This is a genomic window from Blastococcus sp. SYSU DS0669, from assembly GCF_054050895.1.
In genome coordinates this window covers 1-19,329 of sequence record NZ_JBJHAE010000021.1, presented here as the reverse complement: position 1 = coordinate 19,329, position 19,329 = coordinate 1, and the positions used below count along the sequence as shown (strand labels likewise).

Genomic DNA, 19,329 nt, shown 5'->3' with positions numbered 1-19,329 from the left:
GTCGCGGGCCCGGTGGCACGGTCGGGGCCGGTCGCCGGCCCGTCCGTCACCGCTCGGGAGCGGTCCGGCGCCTGCCGCGGGGCTTGCGCCCCGGCTCGGGCTCGGCACCGAGGACGTACGAGCAGTCGAGGTGGTTCCAGCCGCAGGCGCGGCAGACCTCGACCCGGTACACGGAGAACTCGTCCTGGGCGGCGTCCATGCGGGCGAGCTCGGCCTCGGTCTTGGCCTGGCCGGCCACCGGCCCGAGGTGCTCGCCGTACACGTAGTTCACCAGGGTGAGACGTTCACGTCGGCAGACCGGGCACGCGGCGTCGGTCGGCTCTCCGTGGTACTTCGCCGCCCGTGAGAGGTACGGGCTCGCGTCGCACACCTCGAACAACCCGGTGCGGCCCGCATGTACTCCCGCCAGGACGGCTCGCCGCTGCAGCGAGTAGTCCACGACGGAACGACGTCCGGGCACGGCGGCCAATGTACGCACCGGGCCCGCGTCCGTGGGGTCGCCGAGCACCGTACTCACCCCGGGTGACCCACCTGCCCCACGCCTCCGTGTAGAGCGGGCGCGCTGCCCGATGTATCGTGCCGATACATCGATCGACAGGGACCACCCGGGGGAGGGCGACGTGCTCGAGTTCGCCATCCTCGGTCTGCTGCACCAGGCCCCGATGCACGGGTACGAGCTGCGCAAGCAGCTCGCCGCGGTGCTCGGTGGCTTGCGCAGCATCTCCTACGGTTCGCTGTACCCCGCCCTCCGGCGGATGCAGGCAGCCGGGCTGATCTCCACCGATGAGCCCACCCCGCGTGGCCTGCTCCCGGCCGACGCACCGCCGCTCACCGGCCGTCGCGGGAAGGTGGTCTACACGATCACCGCGGAAGGCAAGGAGCGGTTCCACGAGCTGGTCAGCCAGACCGGCCCGGAGGCCTACGACGACGGCGGGTTCTTCGGCGTCCGCCTGGCCTTCTTCCGGCACACGGCGCACGACGTGCGGCTGCGGATCCTCGAGGGCCGCCGGCGCACCGTGGAGCGGCAGCGCGAGGGGCTGCGGTCGTCTCTGGCGCGGACCCGCGAGCGGCTCGACCGCTACACGCTCGAACTCCAGCGGCACGGCCTGGAGTCGGTGGACAGGGAGGTCCGCTGGCTGTCGGAGCTCATCGACAGCGAGCGCCGGGAGGCGACGGAGCCGGCAGCGGTGCGCCGGGAGGCGACGGAGCCGGGGGCTGCGTCGTCGGAGGCGCAGGAGCCAGGAACGACACGACAGGAGACGGGCGGAACCGCGCGGCCCGACCCGATCGGGGCGAAGCCACCGCCGATCACCACCTGAACACGCCGGGGCCTCCGCGCCCGGGCGCAGCCATCACCGGACCGCACGCGGTTCACGTACACGGGCCCAACGGTCCAGGGAGAAGGAGAGTCATGGGGTCAGTCAAGGTCGCCATCGTCGGCGTCGGTAACTGCGCCGCCTCGCTGGTGCAGGGCGTCCACTACTACCGGGACGCCGACGAGACGACGTCCGTGCCGGGGCTGATGCACGTCCGGTTCGGCGAGTACCACGTCTCCGACATCGAGTTCGTCGCCGCGTTCGACGTCGACGCCAAGAAGGTCGGCCGGGACCTGTCCGAGGCCATCGTGGCCAGCGAGAACAACACCATCACCATCTGCGACGTCCCGCCGCTGGGCGTGACGGTGCAGCGCGGCACCACCCTCGACGGCCTGGGCAAGTACTACCGGGAGACCATCGAGGAGTCCGACGAGCAGCCGGTCGACGTCGTCGCCGCCCTGCGCGAGTCCGGTGCCGACGTCCTCGTGTGCTACCTCCCCGTCGGCTCCCAGCAGGCCGCCGAGTTCTACGCGCAGGCCGCGCTCGACGCCGGTGTCGCCTTCGTCAACGCCCTCCCCGTCTTCATCGCCGGCACCAAGGAGTGGGCGGACAGGTTCACCGCCGCCGGCGTGCCGATCGTCGGTGACGACATCAAGAGCCAGGTCGGCGCCACGATCACCCACCGGGTGCTCGCCAAGTTGTTCGAGGACCGCGGCGTGCAGCTCGACCGCACGATGCAGCTGAACGTCGGCGGCAACATGGACTTCAAGAACATGCTCGAGCGCGAGCGTCTGGAGTCCAAGAAGATCTCCAAGACCCAGTCCGTCACCAGCCAGGTCGACCGGGACATGGGCGTGGGCAACGTGCACATCGGCCCGTCGGACCACGTGCCGTGGCTGAGCGACCGCAAGTGGGCCTACGTCCGCCTGGAGGGCCGCGCGTTCGGCGACGTCCCGCTGAACCTGGAGTACAAGCTCGAGGTCTGGGACAGCCCGAACTCGGCCGGCATCATCATCGACGCCGTCCGCGCCGCAAAGATCGCCAAGGACCGCGGCATCGGCGGCCCGATCCTGTCGGCGTCGTCCTACTTTATGAAGAGCCCGCCGGTGCAGTACGACGACAGCGAGGCCCGCGACGCCGTCGAGGCGTTCATCCGGGGCGACATCGAGCGCTGAGGCCCACCGGGCATAGGAGGCTTTACCTACGTCCCTGGGGACCAGGACGCAGGTAAAGCCTCCTTCGCCCCCGCCGCGTCGTCGCCGATCCCGGGCGATCGGCTGCCTACGCTGCACCGCATGCGTGCCCGCCGACAGCTCGTCCGCCGGGCGGGCGCGGCCGGGCTGGCCCTCCTGCTCCTCGCCGGGTGCACCAGCGACCAGCGGCAGGCCGGTGAGCCGGTCACCGAGGACGACGCCGCCGTCCTGGCCGAGCTGCTCCACCGCAACCACGAGGAGGGCGGCGCGGACTTCGTCGTCACCGCCCCCTTCGCCGACGACGCGGTGCTCACCCTCACCGGGCAGATCGATTTCCGCCGCGGGGTCGGGCAGGCCCAGGCGGTGACGACGGTCGGGGGCGAGGACCGGGACACCCGCACCCTGTTCTTCGACCGCGACGACCTCTGGGCCGGCGACGTGCCCGGGCTGACCGAGGCGCTCGCCGCCGACGGCGCCCCGGACGCGACCTACCTGCGCCGGACCCTGCCGGCCGGCGCCGCGGACCCACCGCTGCTCGACGTGCTCGTCCGGGTGCTGCAGAACCTCGCCGCGGAGCGGGCCGACCCGCCGTCGGCATTCCTGGACGGCCCGTACCGGTGGGACGGGGAGCAGGCGGTCGACGGCCGGCCGACGACGGTGTACCGGCTCCGCGAGGAGCGCACGGTGGCGGTGGACGACTCCGACCGGACGCTGGTGCAGTACCGGACCCCGCTGGGCGGCGTCGAGGTGACGGTCACGCTCGCCGAGCACGGCACCCGCCGGCTGGCACTCCCCACGGCGGAGGAGACGGCGGCGGCGACGGACCACCCGGAGATCGCTGCGGCGTTCGGGGTCTGAGGCGGGGAATCGTCACCGCAGAGAAGCGGGAAGGGGCGGCCTCTTCCCCAGACCGCCCCTTCCCGGGCTCTTTCCTACCAGACGACGCCGGATCGCGCTGCCCGACACGAGCCGGGAGGGACGTCAGTTGACCGTGGGGTCCAGCGTGGCGGAGGAGAGGACGGCCAGGCGACCGGTCTGCCGGCCCACCACCCGCCGCCACAGCTCGGGGCCGGACAGTTCGCAGAGGACGTCGCCGGGTCGGCTCGGGACGCAGGCCCACGCCCCCTCGGCGAGCTCACCGGCCAGCTGACCGGGCGACCAACCCGCGTAGCCCGCGAACACCCGCAGGCCCGAGAGGCGGCCGGTGAGCGCCTCCGGGTCCCCGTCGAGGTCGACGAGATGGACGTCCCCGGCCACGGACCGCAGGCCGGGTTCGCTGGCGTCGACCGCCGCCGTCGCCAGGCAGAGCGCGGTGTCGGTCTCGCACGGCCCGCCGACGTGGAAGACGCCCGGCTCCACCGCCAGATCGCACCACCCGGGCAGCACGTCGCGGATCTGGACCTGGCTGGGCTGACCCAGCACCACGCCGAGCGTGCCGGTGTCGGAGTGGTCCAGGACGTAGACGACCGCGCCGGCGAACGTGGGCTCGGTGAGCGCCGGCATCGCCACGAGGAGGGCGCCCGCCCGCACGTCGTCCAGGCTGCCGACCGACAGCTGGGGTACCGCGCCGGCACGGCGGCGACCGGTCGCGGGCCGTGCAGGCGGACCGGACTCGGGCTCGGGCGGGGGAGGCACCGGCGACATCCTTCTCAGTGTGCCCCACGTCGGCGCCGGTGGCCGCTCGCCCTGCGCGCGGGGGGCACGGGCGGCCCCGTGCAGGGTCCCGCCGCGAGCTCGCGAGTGGCGGGGGGCACGGGGTCCTTTCTCTAGGCTGGCCGTGTGGCGGGGGCGGGGACGACCGTGCGCGGTCTCCTGGTGCGCGGGGACTTCCGCCGGCTGCTGGGCACCCGGTTGCTCTCCCAGTTCGGGGACGGCGTCTTCCAGGCCGCGCTGGCGGGCACGGTGCTGTTCAACCCGCAGCGCGCCGCCGATCCCGTCGACGTCGCCGCGGGCTTCGCCGTCCTGCTGCTGCCCTATTCGTTCGTCGGGCCGTTCGCCGGCGTCTGGCTGGACCGCTGGAGCCGGCGCCAGGTGCTCCTGCGCGCCAACGTGCTGCGCGCCGGTCTCGTGGCCGTGGTGGCCGCCCTCGTGCTCGCCGGCGTGCAGGGGCCGGCCTTCTACCTCGCCGGCCTCGCCGTCTTCTCGGTGAACCGGTTCGTGCTCTCCGCGCTCTCGGCCGGCCTCCCGCACACCACCGACGAGTCCTCGCTGGTCCCGGCGAACGCCCTGTCGACGACGTCGGGCGCGGTGGCCACGGTGGTCGGGGGTGGAGCCGCGCTGGCGCTGCTGCAGCTGACCGGGTCCGGCGACGCCGGGTACGCCACGCTGGCCCTCTCCTCCGCCGTGCCCTACCTCGCGGCCGCGGCGGTCGTCGCCGGGTTCACGCGGGCCTACCTCGGGCCCGACCACATGGCCCGCACCGCGCGGATGTCGGTGGCGCAGGTGCTGACCGGCATGGCCTCCGGTGCCCGGCACGCGTGGGCGCACCGGCAGGCCGCCGCCGCGCTCACCGCCATCGGTCTGCACCGCGTCTGGTTCGGCCTGCTGACTCTCATGACCCTGCTGCTCTACCGCAACACGTTCGTCGACGGGAGCGGCCCGCTGCCCGGGGGCCTGGTGGGGCTCGGCGTGGTCGTCGCCGCGATCGCCGCCGGCACGCTCACCGCCGCCGTCGCCACCCCGCCCGTCGTGCGCCGCATCGGCACGGTGCCGTGGATCGGCATCCTGCTGACCACGGGCGGGCTGCTCCAGGCCGGCCTCGGGCTGCTGTTCCAGCCCTCGGCCGCCGTGCTCGCCGGGTTCGTCCTCGGGCTCATGGGCCAGGGCGTGAAGATCTGCGTCGACGCGACCTTGCAGGAGTCGATCGACGACGACCACCGGGGCCGGGTCTTCTCCGTCTACGACACCGTCGTCAACGTGGGCTACGTCGCCGCACTCGTCGCCGCGGCGTTCACCCTCCCCGAGTCGGGGGTCTCACCGCCGCTGCTCACCGTCGTCGGCGCGGGGTACGTCGGCACCGCGCTGCTGCACGCCCGCATGGCCCGGCGCTGAGCGGAGGGGCGGTCAGCCCTGCCGGGCGGCCCACCACGCGCGCAGCGCGGTCTCGGCGTCGTCACGGTCCAGCGGCCCCCGCTCGAGCCGCAGGTCCTTCAGGAAGCGCCACGCCGCACCCACCTCGGGACCGGGCCCGAGACCCAGGATCTCCATGATCGCGTTGCCGTCGAGGTCGGGGCGCACGCGCGCCAGGTCCTCCTGCGCGGCGAGCTCGGCGATCCGCTGCTCCAGGGAGTCGTAGGTCGCCGACAGCGCGGCGGCGCGCCGCTTGTTGCGGGTCGTCGAGTCCGACCGCACGAGCTTGTGCAGCCGCGGGAGCAGGTCGCCGGCGTCCGTGACGTAGCGCCGGACGGCGGAGTCGGTCCACTGCCCGTCCCCGTAGCCGTGGAAGCGCAGGTGCAGGAAGGTGAGCCGGGAGACCGCCTCGACGATCTCCTTGGAGTACCGCAGCGCCATCAGCCGCTTGCGCACCAGCTTGGCGCCGACCACCTCGTGGTGGTGGAAGGAGACCCGCCCGCCGTGCTCGTGCCGGCGGGTCGCGGGCTTGCCGATGTCGTGCAGCAGCGCGGCCAGCCGGAGCACCAGGTCGGGCGACGGGGCCTCCGGATCCGCCCTCTCCAGGTCGATCGCCTGGTCCAGGACGGTCAGCGAGTGGGCGTAGACGTCCTTGTGCTGGTGGTGCTCGTCGATCTCCATGCGCAGCGCCGACAGCTCCGGGAGCACGACGTCGGCCAGGCCGGTCGCGGTGAACAGCTCCAGCGCCGCGCGCGGCGCGTCCTGCAGCAGCGTCTTGGACAGCTCGGCCTGCACGCGCTCGGGCGTGATCCGGGCGAGCTCGCCGGCGAGGGAGGACATCGCGTCGAGCACCTCCTCGTCCGGCGTCAGCCCGAGCTGCGCGACGAAGCGGACCGCGCGCAGCATGCGCAGCGGGTCGTCGGCGAAGGACTCGACCGCGGGGCCCGGGGTGCGCAGCCGCTTCGCGAGCAGGTCACCCAGCCCACCGAAGGGGTCGGTCACCGTGCGGTCCGGGCCGAGGGAGACCGCCATCGCGTTGACCGTGAAATCCCGGCGGGCCAGGTCGTCGGTGAGCGAGTCGCCCCACGCGACCTCCGGGTTGCGGGAGGTGCGGTCGTACCGGTCCGCCCGGAAGGTGGTGATCTCCACCCGCGCGCCGCCGAGATCGGCGCCCACCGTCCCGAAGGCGATGCCCGTGTTCCACGTGGAACGCGCCCACCCGCGCAGCACCTCGAGCACCTGCTCGGGGCGGGCGTCCGTGGTGACGTCGAGGTCGCCGGGGACCACGCCGGCCACCTGGCCGCCCCCGGCCGCGGCGGCCAGCAGGGCGTCGCGCACCGAGCCGCCGACCAGGTGGGCCTCGAAGCCGGCGGCGGCGAACCGCTGCCCGAGCTCGATCAGCACGGGCGAGACGTCCACCAGCGTGCGGACGGTCTCCTGGACGGCCGGGGGCACCGGCCCGGGCTCGGGCCGGCTCGGCGGGGTGGCGGACACGACGAGCCAGCCTAGTGCGGGCGGAGGAGCGACCCGGCCGGGCTCCATCCCGTCGGCGCCCTCACGGCGCGATGCTCCCGGAGCCGACGCCGGGGGCGCGCTACCCTCCTGACATGGCTGGGACGGGCGGGCGAGGGCGCCCGGGCCGCCGGCTGCGCCGGGTCGACGAGACCTCCGCCGGGGGCCTGGTGGTGGCCGACGACGGCGTGACCGGGCCCCGTGCCGCCCTGATCGGCCGCACCGACCGCCGCGGCCGGCTGCTCTGGTCGCTCCCGAAGGGGCACATCGAGGCGGGGGAGACCCCCGAGGACACCGCCGTCCGGGAGGTCGCCGAGGAGACCGGCATCATCGGCGAGGTCGTCGCCCCGCTCGGGATCATCGATTTCTGGTTCGTCGCCGAGGGCCGCCGCGTGCACAAGACCGTGCACCACTTCCTGCTGCGTGCGGTCGGCGGTGCGCTCTCGGACGCCGACGTCGAGGTCACCGAGGTCGCCTGGGTGCCGCTGGAGGAGCTCAGCACCCGGCTGGCGTACGCCGACGAGCGCGCCCTGGTCGAGCGCGCCCCCGGACTCCTGGCCGACAGCGCGTGACCCGGCCGGCTGCCACCCGAGCCGGTGGCCGCCCCGCCGCCCCCGCCCGGCAGGGCGCCGTCCGGCGTGCGGCCGCGCTCGTCCCCCTGCTGTCGGGCGCCCTGGTGCTCGGCGGACCGCTCCTCGCCCCCTCGACCACCCTTCCCCCCGCGGCAGCCGCCCCCGACCCGACCGCCTCGGACGCGGCCACCTCCGCCGACCGGCCCGTCCGCATCGACGTGGCGCGCTTCGAGCCCCGCACGGTGACCCCGGGCTCGCTGATCACGGTCACGGGCACGCTGACCAACACCGGCCCGGACCCGATCACCGGCCTCCGGGCCCGGCTGCAGCGCGGCGACGTGCTCACCGACCGCCCCGACCTCGCCGCCGCGGTCAGCGACCCCGGCACCGCGACCACCGTGCAGCCGGAGTTCGCCCCCGTGGACGGCGTCCTCGCCCCCGGCGGCAGCGTGGAGTTCAGCTACACCGTCGACTCCGCCGAGCTGCGCCTGGACCAGGACGGCGTCTACCCGGTCCTCTTCAACGTCAACGGCACCGTGGACGGCGACCAGGAGCGCCGGGTCGGCGAACTGGCCACGTTCCTGGTCCAGCAGCCGGTCGTCCCCTCCTCGCGCACGACGGTCGCCTGGCTGTGGCCGCTCTCCGAGCCGAGCCACCGCGACGCCTCCGGCGCCTTCCTCGACGACGGGCTCGCCGACGCCGTGCGCGAGGGCGGCCGGCTCGACCGCGCGCTGGCCGTGATCGAGCGGCTGCCCGGCGGGCAGCCCGTGGTCCAGCCGGGGGTGACGCCGACCGCACCGCTGCCGGTCACGCTGGCGATCGACCCTGCCCTGGTTGAGGAGCTGGCCCGCATGGCCGACGGGCCCTACGCCGTCGACGGGGTGGCCGGCGCGGGAACGGGCACCGAGGCGGCGCGGGCGTTCCTCGACCGGCTGCGCGCGGTGGTGGCGACGCGCCCGGTGGTGGCGCTGCCCTACGGCGACGTCGACGCCGACAGCCTCCACGCCGCCGGCCTGCCCGCCGTCGTCACCCGCAGCCTGCCGGGCACCCCGGAAGGAACGGCGCACGACCCGCCCGGCCCCCCGCCGGTCACCGGCGACCCGGCCGTCGACGCACCGGCACCACCCGCCGAGCCGGCCGGCGCCTCCGGCACCGGAGCCGGCGCGGCGATCCTCGCCGACGTCCTGGACGTCACCCCGATCACCGACCTGGCCTGGTCCCCGGACGGCTCCTACGACGCCGCCACCCTCGACACCCTGCGCGCCGGGGGCGTCGACCAGGTCGTCCTCGGCAGCGGCGCGCTCACCGACGGCGCCTCCGCCGTGGGCCTGGACGGCTCCGACGCGATCGCCCGCAGCTCGGTCCCGGTCGGCGACGGCGCGCTGGACGTGCTCGTCGCCGACCCGACGCTGAGCGCCGTCGTCGGCACCGCCGAGGTGGTGGAGGGCGGCCCGCGGATCGCCGAGCAGCGCTACCTGGCGGAGCTGGCCGCCCTGACCCTGCAGGCGCCGCCCGGCAGCGGGCAGACCGTCCTCGTCGCGCCGCCCCGCGACCTCGACGTGGGGGTGGAGGGCGCCGGCGCGATGATCGCCGACACGGCCGGTCTGCCCTGGCTCCAGGCGGGCAGCGTGGCCGCGCTCGGCGACGCGCCGCCGGCCGACGCCGGCACGCTCGCCGAGCCGGACCGGGACACCGCGCTGGACCCCGCGGGGCTGGCCGTCCTATCCCAGGCCGTGGCCGCCCGGGAGGATCTCGCCGGCGCGATCCCCGCGGACGCCGACCTGGCGCTGCAGTCCTACGACGCCGGCATCGCCCGGGCCGCGTCGGTCCTGCACCGCGACGACCCCGAGGAGTTCCTGGCGGCCGCCGCCGACGCGCAGGACACCTTCGACCGCCTGCGGGACCGGGTCAGCGTGGTCGCCCCGGCGGACGGCACCTACAGCCTCGCCTCGAGCGACGCCCCGCTGGTGCTGACTGTCGACAACCCCCTGCCCTTCCCGGTCGACGTCCGGCTGGAGGTGGCCCCCCCGGCCAACGGCGGCCTCACCGTCGGCGACATCGGGGTGCAGACGCTGGCGCCCGAGCAGCGCACGACGCTCCAGGTGCCGACGGAGCTGCGGCGCTCGGGCGGGTTCCGGGTGACCGCGCAGGTCACCACCCCGTCCGGCAGCCCCCTCGGGGACCGCGTCGAGATGCAGGTGAAGAGCACCGCCTACGGGCCGATCTCGCTGTCGATCACCATCGGTGCCGCGTCGCTGCTCGCGCTGCTGTTCCTGCGCCGGCTCGTGCACTTCCTGCTCCGCCGGCGGCGGGGCGCGGTCCCGGCTGACACCGGCGCCGACCCGTCGTCGCCCGGTCTCTCCGCAGCACCCACCCGGAGCCCGGTGTGAGCGATCGACCCGGCACCACCGAGGGCGGACCCGAGGCCGCGGAGGACGGCGAGCGTCCCCGCCCGCTGCCGCTGCCCCCGCCGCCCGCGCCCACCCGCGCGACGCCGGGCCGCCGCAGCTGGGGGTCGCCCGCGCCGCTGCCACCGGCCCCCTACCTGGCGACGCCGCCGAGCGACGCCGTCTTCGCCGCGCCCCCCACCGCCGAGGGCGGGCCCGCGGAGGCCGTCGTCGACAGCGCCGTCCCCGCGGCGTCGCCGCCCCGGTTGCCCCCCGTGCCGCCCGCACGGCCGCCGCGCCCGGCCACCCCCGTGCCGCCGCTGCCACCGCTGCGGCACCGCTGGGTGCCGGCCGCGGACGACACCCAGGTCTTCCCCATGCCGCTCCTGCCCCCGGTGCCGCGCGCCGAGCAGGACACCGACGAGGACGTCGAGCGGCGCGAGGGCGCACCCGGCGCCAGCGGGGGCATCCTGCGGGCCGCCGGGACCATGGCGATCGCCACCCTGGTCTCCCGGATCACCGGCCTGCTGCGCACCATCGTGCTCGCCGCGGCGCTCGGTGTCGGGCTGGTCGCCGACGCCTACAACACCGCGAACACCCTGCCCAACATCGTCTACGAGCTGCTCCTGGGCGGCGTGCTGACGTCGGTGATCGTCCCGCTGCTCGTGCACGCGCAGGAGCGGGACCGCGACGACGGCGTGGCCTACGCCCAGCGGTTGGCCACGATCGCGCTGTCGGGCCTGCTGGTGATGACCGTGCTGGCGGTGCTCGCCGCACCCCTGCTCACCGCGCTGTACGGGCTCGACGAGGACCCCGAGCAGTACCGGCTGGCCAACTGGCTGGCCCGCATCCTGCTGGTCGAGATCGTCTTCTACGGGCTCGGCGCCTTCGCCCAGGCGGTGCTGAACTCCCGCGGGGTCTTCGGCCCGCCGGCCTGGGCGCCGGTGCTCAACAACGTCGTCGTCATCGCCACCGGGCTGCTGTTCCTCGCGGCCAGCGGTCCGGGCGCCCTGGCGCCGGCGACCATCCCCGCCGGCCTCGTGTGGCTGCTGGGCGCCGGCACGGTGCTGGGCATCGCCGTGCAGGCGGTCGTGCTGCTGCCCCTCATGCGCCGTGCCGGGGTGCCGCTGCGACCCCGCTGGGGCCTGCGCGACACCGGGCTGCGCGAGGCGGGCACCCTCGGCCTCTGGGTGATCGCCTACGTGGCCGTGAGCCAGGCCGGTGTGCTGGTGGCGCTCCGGGTGGCCAACGAGGCCGGTCGCGAAGGTGGCCTGGGTTCCGCCGCCTTCGGCTACGCGAGCCTGCTCTTCCAGATGCCCTACGGGATCATCGGCGTCGCGCTGCTGACCGCCCTCGTCCCGCGGATGAGCCGCGCCGCCGCGCGCTCCGACGTCCCGGGCGTCGTCCAGGACCTGTCCCTCGGCACGCGGCTCTCGGCCCTCGGCCTGCTCCCCGTGACCGCCGCGCTGACCGTCCTCGGCCCTCCCCTGGGGGTCCTGGTCTTCGCCTGGGGCAACACGTCGGCGGACGAGGCCCGGGCCATCGGCACCGCGCTGGCGGTCGGCGCCTTCGGCCTGCTGCCGATGGCGGTGACGCTGCTGCAGCTGCGGGTCTTCTACGCCATGAAGGACGCCCGCACGCCGACGCTCATCCAGCTCGGCATGGTCGCCGTCCGGGTGCCGCTGCTCCTGCTCGTCCCGGTCGTCGTCGACCCGGACCTGGTGCTGGCCGGGTTGATGCTCGCCACCAGCCTCACCTACGTCGCCGGGTGGGTCATCGGCGACCTGGCGCTGCGCCGCCGGCTCGGTGGGCTGCGCACCCGCGAGACCTTCCTGCCGCTGGCCCGCATCGCCGCGGTCGCGATCGCGGCCGGGCTGGCCGGCGGTCTTGTCCGGATCGTGACCGGCGACCTGGGCGAAGGCTCGACGGCAGGCTCGCTCGCCGAAGTCGTCATCGGTACCGTGGTCGTCGGCGGCGTCGCACTGACCGGTCTGGTGGTGGCCCGCGTTCCGGAGGTCCGGGAACCCGTCGCTGCGCTGCGGGCCCGGCTGGGGCGCAGGTGACCGAGCACCGGCCAGGTGGGCCGACCGTGCCGGAGCGTCCGCCTCGGCGGCCGGAGCAGCACAGGGAGTCGACAGTGTCGATGGCGTCCACGACCACCGGACTGCCCGACCGCTACCGCCCGCTGGACCAGATCGGCCCCGACGAGACCACCCCGACCGGCGTCATCCAGAGCTGGCGGGCCAAGGACCGCGTCCTGAACCGCGACGTCGCCATCCGCGTGCACGTCCCCGCCGGGCCCGCAGCGCACGCCTGGATCACCCGGGCGCTCACCGCGGGCGGCCTGGCCACCCCGGCGCTGGCGATGGTCTACGACGCCTCCGAGGGCAGCGGTGACCCGCAGGCCCCGGGCGGCGCGGCCTACGTCGTCAACGAGTGGATCGACGGCGAGACGCTGGCCGAGCGGCTGCGCTCGGGGCCGATGCCCGAGCGCGACGTGCGGCTGGTGCTCCGCCGGCTCGCCGAGGGCGTCGCCGAGGCGCACCGCGTGGGCCTGGCCGTCGGCGGCCTGACGCTGGACAACGTCGTCCTCCGCCCCAACGGGCTGGTCGGCCTGCGGGCGGTGCCCGCGGCCTCCGGCACGGTGCACGGCGACATCACCGCGCTCGGCGAGCTCCTCGAGGCCTGCCTCACCGGCGTCGGTCCCGGCGCCCGGCCGGTCACCGGCCCCTCCGACCTGGTGGCGCTCGCCCGCCGGGCCCGCTCGACCGAGCCGGGCCAGGGGCTGTCCAGCGTCGCCGCCATGGCCTCGCTGCTCGCCGAGCGGCCGCGGACGGGGCCCACCTCCTCGGCTGCGCCGCTCCGCGGTGAGGAGCCCGACGGCGGGCGGCGCGCCCGCCGCGCGCGGGACCGCCGCGGAGAGGGCGCCGCACCCGTGCGGCGCGAGCCCGGCACGCTGCCCCCGGTCCCTCCGGTGCGCCCGGTCGCCGACGACGGGGCATCGGCGGCCCCCACGGCCCGCGACACGATCGCGGCCGGCCACGCGCTCCCCCCGGCCCGGCCCACCGGCGAGGAGGAGGAGCCCTTCGGCGTGCTGCGCGCCCGCGGGGGCTCCGACGACGACCCGTACGCCGAGCCTGCCTCCCTGTACGACGAGGAGGAGGACGGCGCCCGCAAGCACCGGCTGGTCGTCGTGGGCCTGCCGCTGCTCGCCCTGCTCGTGGTGATCGCACTGGCGTGGTGGTTCGGGTCGAGCGTCCTGTCGGTGACCGACGCGGTGGACGAGGACCTCGGCGGCTCCACCCCGCCGGCCAGCAGCGCCCCCGCCGCGGACGGGGAGCCGGCCGAGGACCCGGCCGCCGCACCCGGAGCGGTCGCCCCGATCACCGCCGCGGAGGTGTTCGACCCGTTCGGCGACGGCGAGCCGGAGAACGACGGTGACGTCCCGCTCTCCTACGACGGCGACCCCGCCACCAACTGGTCCACCGTCACCTACCGCGGCACCCCTGCCTTCGGGAACCTCAAGCCCGGCGTCGGTGTCCTCTACGACCTCGGCTCCGTCCAGGACCTCTCCGGCGTCACCGTCCAGACGGCGCTGCCCGGCCCGACCGTCGAGATCCGCACCGCCGAGGCCGAGGGTGGCGCGCTCGACGACTTCGCAGTCGCCGCCGCCGGGACGCTGGAGCCGAGCACCGAGCTCGCGTTCGACGAGCCCGTGACCGCCCGGTACGTCCTCCTCTGGATCACCGGCCTGGCCGACAGCCCGGACGGCTTCTCCGCGCAGCTGGCCGAGGTGGGGATCAGCACCGCCGGCTGAGCGGACCCTGCTCCCCGCCGGGACAGGCCACGGGGAATGGCGCCCCTAGGATCGTGGTTGTGCCGCCCGTGACTGCAGACCAGCCGACCCCCGGCCCCGCCGTGACCACCGGCGAGGTGACGCAGCCGGTGATCCCGCCCGCCGAGCACGACGGCGTCCGTGACCTGATCATCATCGGCTCCGGGCCCGCCGGGTACACCGCCGCCACCTACGCCGCGCGGGCCAACCTCCACCCGCTGGTGTTCGAGGGCTCGCAGTTCGGTGGCGCCCTCATGACCACCACCGAGGTCGAGAACTTCCCCGGGTTCCCCCAGGGCATCCAGGGCCCCCAGCTCATGGACGACATGCGCACCCAGGCGGAGCGCTTCGGGGCCGAGCTGGTGCCGTCGGACGTGACCGAGGTCGACCTGACCGCCGAGCCGAAGATCGTCAAGGTCGGCGACGAGGTGCACCTCGCGCACGCGGTCATCGTCGCCACCGGCTCCAAGTACCGCTACCTCGGCCTGGACAACGAGCAGCGGCTGCTCGGCCGCGGCGTCTCCGCCTGCGCCACCTGCGACGGCTTCTTCTTCCGCGACCAGGACATCGTCGTCGTCGGCGGCGGTGACTCGGCGATGGAGGAGGCCACCTTCCTCACCCGGTTCGCCAAGAGCGTCACCGTCGTCCACCGCCGCGAGGAGCTGCGCGCCTCGAAGATCATGCAGAAGCGGGCGCAGGACAACGAGAAGATCCGCTGGGCCCTCGGCAAGCAGGTCACCGACGTCCTGGGCGACAGCACCGTCTCGGCGGTGCAGCTCACCGACACCACCACCGGCGCGACCGAGACGATGCCGGTCACCGGGCTCTTCGTGGCCATCGGCCACGACCCGCGCAGCGAGCTCTTCGCCGGCCAGCTCAAGCTGGACGACGAGGGCTACATCCAGGTGGACCACCCCACCACGCGCACCAACATCGACGGCGTCTTCGCCTGCGGCGACGTCGTCGACCACATCTACCGCCAGGCGATCACGTCGGCCGGCACGGGTGCCGCCGCCGCGATCGACGCCGAGCGGTGGCTCGCCGAAACCTTCGACGAGCGCTGAGCCAGGCCCTGCAGGGAGCGCGCCGGATCCGGGCATAACCCGCCCGTCCGGCCGGTTGTCCCGGCAGGCAATCTCGTCAGCGCCAGCAACGAGCCAGTCGACCGAGAGGGAGAACGACCATGGCAGGCAACACCGTGACGGTCACCGATTCCAGCTTCGCCACCGACGTGCTGGGCAGCGACAAGCCCGTGCTCGTCGACTTCTGGGCGGAGTGGTGCGGGCCGTGCAAGATGGTCGCCCCCGTGCTGGAGGAGATCGCCGCCGAGCACGGCGACAAGCTCACCATCGCGAAGCTGAACATCGACGAGAACCCGCAGATCGCCCGTGACTACCAGGTCATGTCGATCCCGACGATGACGGTCTTCCAGGGCGGCAAGCCGGTCAAGAGCATCATCGGCGCCAAGCCCAAGGGCGCGATCCTGAACGACCTCGCCGACTATCTCTGAGGACCACCCTTCCCCCTGAAGGGCGACCGTTCCAGCACGTCACCAGGCCCACCCGTCCCACCGGACGGGTGGGCCTGCGTCGTACCGGAGGGCGCGCCCCCGCCCCCGGTGCGCCGTCCCGGCGGGGAGGGACCACAATCGGCGGCACGATGGGAACCGACAGCCGCATGCAGCCCTTGAGGCGCGGGGACTGCGGGCCGGCCGTGGCCGACGTGCACGCCGCGCTCCGCAGCCTGGGTCTCCTCCCCGCCTCACCGGACGGCGTCGACCCCGGGCTGGAGTCGGCGGAGTACGACGCCGCCACCGAGCTCGCCGTGCGCCACTTCCAGCAGGTCCGCGGCCTCTCGGTCGACGGCCGGGTGGGGGACGAGACCTACCGGGCGCTCAGCGAGGCCCGCTGGTCGCTGGGGGACCGGCTGCTGCGCTACGACCCCGAGCGGCCCATGCGGGGCGACGACGTCACCAACCTGCAGGAGCGCCTGCTCGAGCTCGGCTACGACGCCGGACGGGCCGACGGGATCCTCGGCCCCGAGACCGAGCTCGGGCTGCGGGCCTTCCAGCGCGACTACGGGCTCACCTCCGACGGCACCTGCGGCCCGGCGACTCTGCGCGCGCTGCGCCAGCTGGGCCGCAAGGTCACCGGCGGCCGCCCGCAGCTGCTGCGGCAGAGCGCCTCCTTCGTCGAGAGCGGTCCCCACCTCATCGGCCGCCGCATCGTCGTCGACGCCGGCCACGGCGGCGAGGACACCGGTTTCACCGTGGGCGAGACCACCGAGGCCGATCTGGTCTTCGACCTCGCCTCGCGCATCGAGGGGCGGCTGGCCGCAGCCGGCGCCACCGTCTACCTCACCCGGGGCCGCGGGCAGGGGCCGGCGCTCGCCGAGCGGACCGCCTTCGCCAACGACGCCCGCGGCGACCTCTTCCTCTCGCTGCACCTGGACGCCCACGGCTCGGAGCACGCCCGCGGCGTGGCCAGCTACTACTACGGCACCGGGTCCGGCGCCTCCTCCACGGTGGGCGAGCAGTTCGCCAACCTGGTCCGCCGCGAGATCGTCGCCCGCACCGGCATGCTCGACCTCGGCTCCCACCCCAAGACGTGGGAGCTGCTCCGCATGACGCGCATGCCCGCCGTCCGGCTCGACTGCGGCTACCTCTCCCACCCCGTGGACCGGCTGCTGCTGCTGGACGCCCGCGTCCGCAGCGCCATCGCCCACGGCGTCCTGGCGGCCGTGCAGCGGCTCTACCTCCCGGCGGAGGCCGACCCGGCGACCGGCACCTTCGTGCTCCCCGAGAAGGCCTAGAGCACCTGGCGGGCAGGGCGGCCGATCGGTCCACTCGACTCCGGTGGTCTCCCCGAACGCCGTTCTGCCCGCGCCTACACTCCTGAGGTGGCCACCATCCCGCCCGGCTCCCCCGCCGGTCCCGGACAGCAGGGGGCGCACCCGGGTGCGCACCCCCATCCCGCGCCGCGTCATCCGCGGCTCGACCCGCTGGCCGACCGCTACGCAGCACGCACCCACGGGATGAAGACCTCGGAGATCCGCGCGCTCTTCTCCGTGGTCAGCCGGCCCGAGGTCGTCTCGCTCGCCGGTGGCATGCCGGCCGTGACCGCCCTCCCGCTGGACGCCGTCGGCTCGATGATCGGCGACCTGGTCTCCGGCATGGGCGCGCAGACGCTCCAGTACGGCTCCGGCCAGGGCGACCCGCGGCTCCGGGAGCGGATCTGCGACGTGATGGCGCTCGAAGGCATCACCGACGCCTCGCCGAGCGAGGTCGTGGTGACGGTCGGCTCGCAGCAGGGGCTGGACCTGGTCACCCGCGTCTTCGTCGACCCTGGTGACGTCATCCTCGCCGAGGCGCCGTCCTACGTGGGCGCCCTCGGGGTGTTCCAGTCCGCCGAGGCGCGGGTCCGGCACGTCGCCATGGACGACGACGGGCTGATCCCCGAGGCGCTCGAGGAGGCGCTGGCCGCCTGCCGGGCGAACGGCGACCGGGTGAAGTTCCTCTACACCGTCCCCAACTTCCACAACCCGGCCGGTGTCACCCTCTCCGAGCCGCGCCGCGAGGCCATCATGGCGATCGCCGAGCGCTGGGACCTGCTGATCATCGAGGACAACCCCTACGGCCTCCTCGGCTTCGACCGGGAGCCGATGCGCGCGCTGCGCGCCCGGGACTCCCGGCGGGTCATCTACCTGGGCTCGTTCTCCAAGACCTTCTCGCCGGGGCTGCGGGTGGGTTGGGTCCTCGCGCCCCTCGCCGTCCGGGAGAAGCTGGTCCTGGCCACCGAGGCGCAGGTGCTCTGCCCGCCGTCGCTGACCCAGTACGCGGTCGCCCGCTACCTGGACACCCAGCCGTGGCGGGAGCAGATCAAGCTCTTCACCGAGCTCTACCGGGAGCGCCGCGACGCCACGCTGGAGTCCCTGGCGGCGCTCATGCCGCCGGGCACCACGTGGACCCGCCCGGACGGCGGTTTCTACGTGTGGCTGAAGCTGCCGTCCGGCCTGGACGCCAAGCTGATGCAGCCCCGCGCGGTCGGCGCGCACGTCGCCTACGTCCCCGGCATCGGCTTCTACGCCGACGGCAGCGGCCAGGAGTACATGCGTCTCTCCTACTGCTACCCGGAGCCGGACCAGATCCGTGAGGGGGTGCGCCGGCTGTCCCGCGTCGTCGAGGCGGAGCTGGACCTGCACTCCACCTTCGACAAGGTGGACACCGGTACCTTCCGGGCGATCCGCCCCGGCTCGGGCCACGACGCCGAGTCGATGGTCGGTCCGGCGAACAGCGACACGTACGAGGACGGCCGATGAGCGAGACCGCGCCCACCGCAGAACCCGGCGCAGCGCAGGAGCGCCACCCGCTGCGGGCCGTCGTCCTCGCCGGCGGGCTGACCTTCGAGCGGGAGGTCAGCCTCTCCTCGGGCACCCAGGTGGTGGAGGAGCTCACCCGGGCCGGCCTGGACGCCGAACTCCGCGACGCCGACGCCGAGCTGCTGCCCGGCCTCGCCGCCGCGCCGGCCGACGCGGTGTTCATCGCGCTGCACGGCGCCACCGGTGAGGACGGGGCCCTCCGCGCGGTGCTGGACCTGGCCGGCGTACCCTACGTCGGCTCCCCCGCGGCCGCCTGCCGGCTGGCCTGGGACAAGCCGGCCGCCAAGTCCGTCGTGCGCACGGCGGGCGTGACGACGCCGGACTGGGTCGCCCTCCCGCACAGCACGTTCCGCGAGTTGGGGGCCGGCGCGGTGCTGGACCTGATGGTGGCCCGCCTCGGTCTGCCGCTGATGGTCAAGCCCGCCTCGGGCGGCTCCGCGCTCGGCGTGCAGAAGGTCAGCCGCGTCGAGGACCTCCCGGCCGCGATGGTCAGCTGCTTCGCCTACGGCGACACCGTGATGGTCGAGCGCTACGTCGAGGGGGTCGAGGTCGCGCTCGCCGTCGTCGACCTGGGCGACGGGCCGATCGCGTTGCCGGCCGTCGAGATCGAGCCGGAGTCCGGCGTCTTCGACTACAGCTCCCGCTACTCCCCGGGGCTCACCGAGTACCACGCACCGGCCCGCATCCCCGACCAGACGGCAGCCCGCGCCGCCGAGGTGGCCGTCCGGGTGCACGAGGTCCTCGGCCTGGCCGACCTCTCGCGCACCGACGCGATCATCACCCCGGACGGCGAGGTGCACTTCCTCGAGGTGAACGTCTCGCCCGGTCTCACCGAGACCTCCATGTTCCCCATGGCGGTGGAGGCGGCCGGGTACGACCTGGGCGCGGTGCTCGGCCGGCTGCTCGCGCGGCGCGCCGAGAACCCGCGCTGAACCCCTCGTACCCGTGCCACAGAGCGCGGGGGGGGGGGGGGGCGGGGGGGGGGGGGGGGGGGGGGGGGGGGGGGGGGGGGGGGGGGGGGGGGGGGGGGGGGGGGGGGGGGGGGGGGGGGGGGGGGGGGGGGGGGGG

At 74.9% G+C, this 19,329-nt stretch carries 16 protein-coding genes; 13 read left to right on the top strand and 3 right to left on the bottom strand.

The features are described from left to right. Positions 1-46: 46 nt before the first annotated feature. Positions 47-460 carry a DUF5318 family protein gene (locus ACI792_RS17260; protein WP_456582733.1) on the bottom strand — a complete coding sequence of 138 codons (414 nt, stop codon included), beginning with the start codon at positions 458-460 and terminating at the stop codon, positions 47-49. Positions 461-620: 160 nt separating this feature from the next. Between ACI792_RS17260 and ACI792_RS17255 the strand changes: the two genes are divergently transcribed. From ACI792_RS17255 to ACI792_RS17245, 3 genes are all read left to right on the top strand, one after another. Beyond that, positions 621-1,319, top strand: a complete 699-nt coding sequence (locus ACI792_RS17255; RefSeq protein WP_456603675.1) for a PadR family transcriptional regulator — start codon at positions 621-623, stop codon at positions 1,317-1,319. 92 nt (positions 1,320-1,411) lie between these two features. Beyond that, positions 1,412-2,491 carry an inositol-3-phosphate synthase gene (locus ACI792_RS17250; RefSeq protein WP_456582731.1) on the top strand — a complete coding sequence of 360 codons (1,080 nt, stop codon included), beginning with the start codon at positions 1,412-1,414 and terminating at the stop codon, positions 2,489-2,491. Between the two features lie 120 nt (positions 2,492-2,611). Continuing rightward, positions 2,612-3,367 (top strand): hypothetical protein, encoded by a 756-nt coding sequence (locus tag ACI792_RS17245; protein ID WP_456603674.1) that lies wholly within the window; start codon positions 2,612-2,614, stop codon positions 3,365-3,367. Positions 3,368-3,490: 123 nt separating this feature from the next. Here the strand turns inward: ACI792_RS17245 and ACI792_RS17240 are convergent, their stop codons facing one another. Beyond that, positions 3,491-4,144 carry a YqgE/AlgH family protein gene (locus tag ACI792_RS17240; RefSeq protein WP_456603673.1) on the bottom strand — a complete coding sequence of 218 codons (654 nt, stop codon included), beginning with the start codon at positions 4,142-4,144 and terminating at the stop codon, positions 3,491-3,493. A 144-nt stretch (positions 4,145-4,288) separates the two neighbouring features. On the opposite strand from ACI792_RS17240, the gene ACI792_RS17235 reads away from it, so the two are divergent. Further along, entirely contained in the window at positions 4,289-5,560 is a 1,272-nt protein-coding gene (locus ACI792_RS17235) for an MFS transporter (protein WP_456603672.1), read from the top strand. 12 nt (positions 5,561-5,572) lie between these two features. On the opposite strand, the gene ACI792_RS17230 is transcribed toward ACI792_RS17235, so the two are convergent. Beyond that, complete coding sequence (locus ACI792_RS17230; RefSeq protein ID WP_456603671.1) at positions 5,573-7,072, bottom strand: CCA tRNA nucleotidyltransferase; 1,500 nt, start codon at positions 7,070-7,072, stop codon at positions 5,573-5,575. A 113-nt stretch (positions 7,073-7,185) separates the two neighbouring features. Here ACI792_RS17230 and ACI792_RS17225 point away from each other — a divergent pair, with 113 nt between their 5' ends. From ACI792_RS17225 to ACI792_RS17185, 9 genes are all read left to right on the top strand, one after another. Beyond that, the gene (locus ACI792_RS17225; protein WP_091930860.1) at positions 7,186-7,662 is read left to right on the top strand and encodes an NUDIX hydrolase; all 477 of its coding nucleotides are present in this window, start codon (positions 7,186-7,188) and stop codon (positions 7,660-7,662) included. Then, the gene (locus ACI792_RS17220) at positions 7,659-10,052 is read left to right on the top strand and encodes a DUF6049 family protein (RefSeq protein WP_456603670.1); all 2,394 of its coding nucleotides are present in this window, start codon (positions 7,659-7,661) and stop codon (positions 10,050-10,052) included. Before ACI792_RS17225 ends, ACI792_RS17220 begins: the two co-directional genes overlap by 4 nt. After that, a complete protein-coding gene (murJ, locus tag ACI792_RS17215) occupies positions 10,049-12,112 on the top strand; it encodes a murein biosynthesis integral membrane protein MurJ (protein WP_456603669.1) in 2,064 nt (687 codons plus the stop codon). Before ACI792_RS17220 ends, murJ begins: the two co-directional genes overlap by 4 nt. An 80-nt stretch (positions 12,113-12,192) precedes the next feature. Beyond that, positions 12,193-13,866, top strand: a complete 1,674-nt coding sequence (locus ACI792_RS17210) for a hypothetical protein (RefSeq protein WP_456603668.1) — start codon at positions 12,193-12,195, stop codon at positions 13,864-13,866. Positions 13,867-13,934: 68 nt separating this feature from the next. Beyond that, complete coding sequence (trxB, locus tag ACI792_RS17205; protein ID WP_456603667.1) at positions 13,935-14,948, top strand: thioredoxin-disulfide reductase; 1,014 nt, start codon at positions 13,935-13,937, stop codon at positions 14,946-14,948. 119 nt (positions 14,949-15,067) lie between these two features. Continuing rightward, a complete protein-coding gene (gene trxA, locus ACI792_RS17200; protein WP_091930864.1) occupies positions 15,068-15,394 on the top strand; it encodes a thioredoxin in 327 nt (108 codons plus the stop codon). Between the two features lie 149 nt (positions 15,395-15,543). Next, positions 15,544-16,695: an N-acetylmuramoyl-L-alanine amidase gene (locus ACI792_RS17195; RefSeq protein ID WP_456603666.1), complete on the top strand. Its 1,152-nt coding sequence runs from the start codon at positions 15,544-15,546 to the stop codon at positions 16,693-16,695. Positions 16,696-16,782: 87 nt separating this feature from the next. Beyond that, positions 16,783-18,201 (top strand): aminotransferase-like domain-containing protein, encoded by a 1,419-nt coding sequence (locus tag ACI792_RS17190; RefSeq protein WP_456603665.1) that lies wholly within the window; start codon positions 16,783-16,785, stop codon positions 18,199-18,201. Then, positions 18,198-19,193 carry a D-alanine--D-alanine ligase family protein gene (locus tag ACI792_RS17185; protein WP_456603664.1) on the top strand — a complete coding sequence of 332 codons (996 nt, stop codon included), beginning with the start codon at positions 18,198-18,200 and terminating at the stop codon, positions 19,191-19,193. Before ACI792_RS17190 ends, ACI792_RS17185 begins: the two co-directional genes overlap by 4 nt. Positions 19,194-19,329 lie beyond the last annotated feature (136 nt).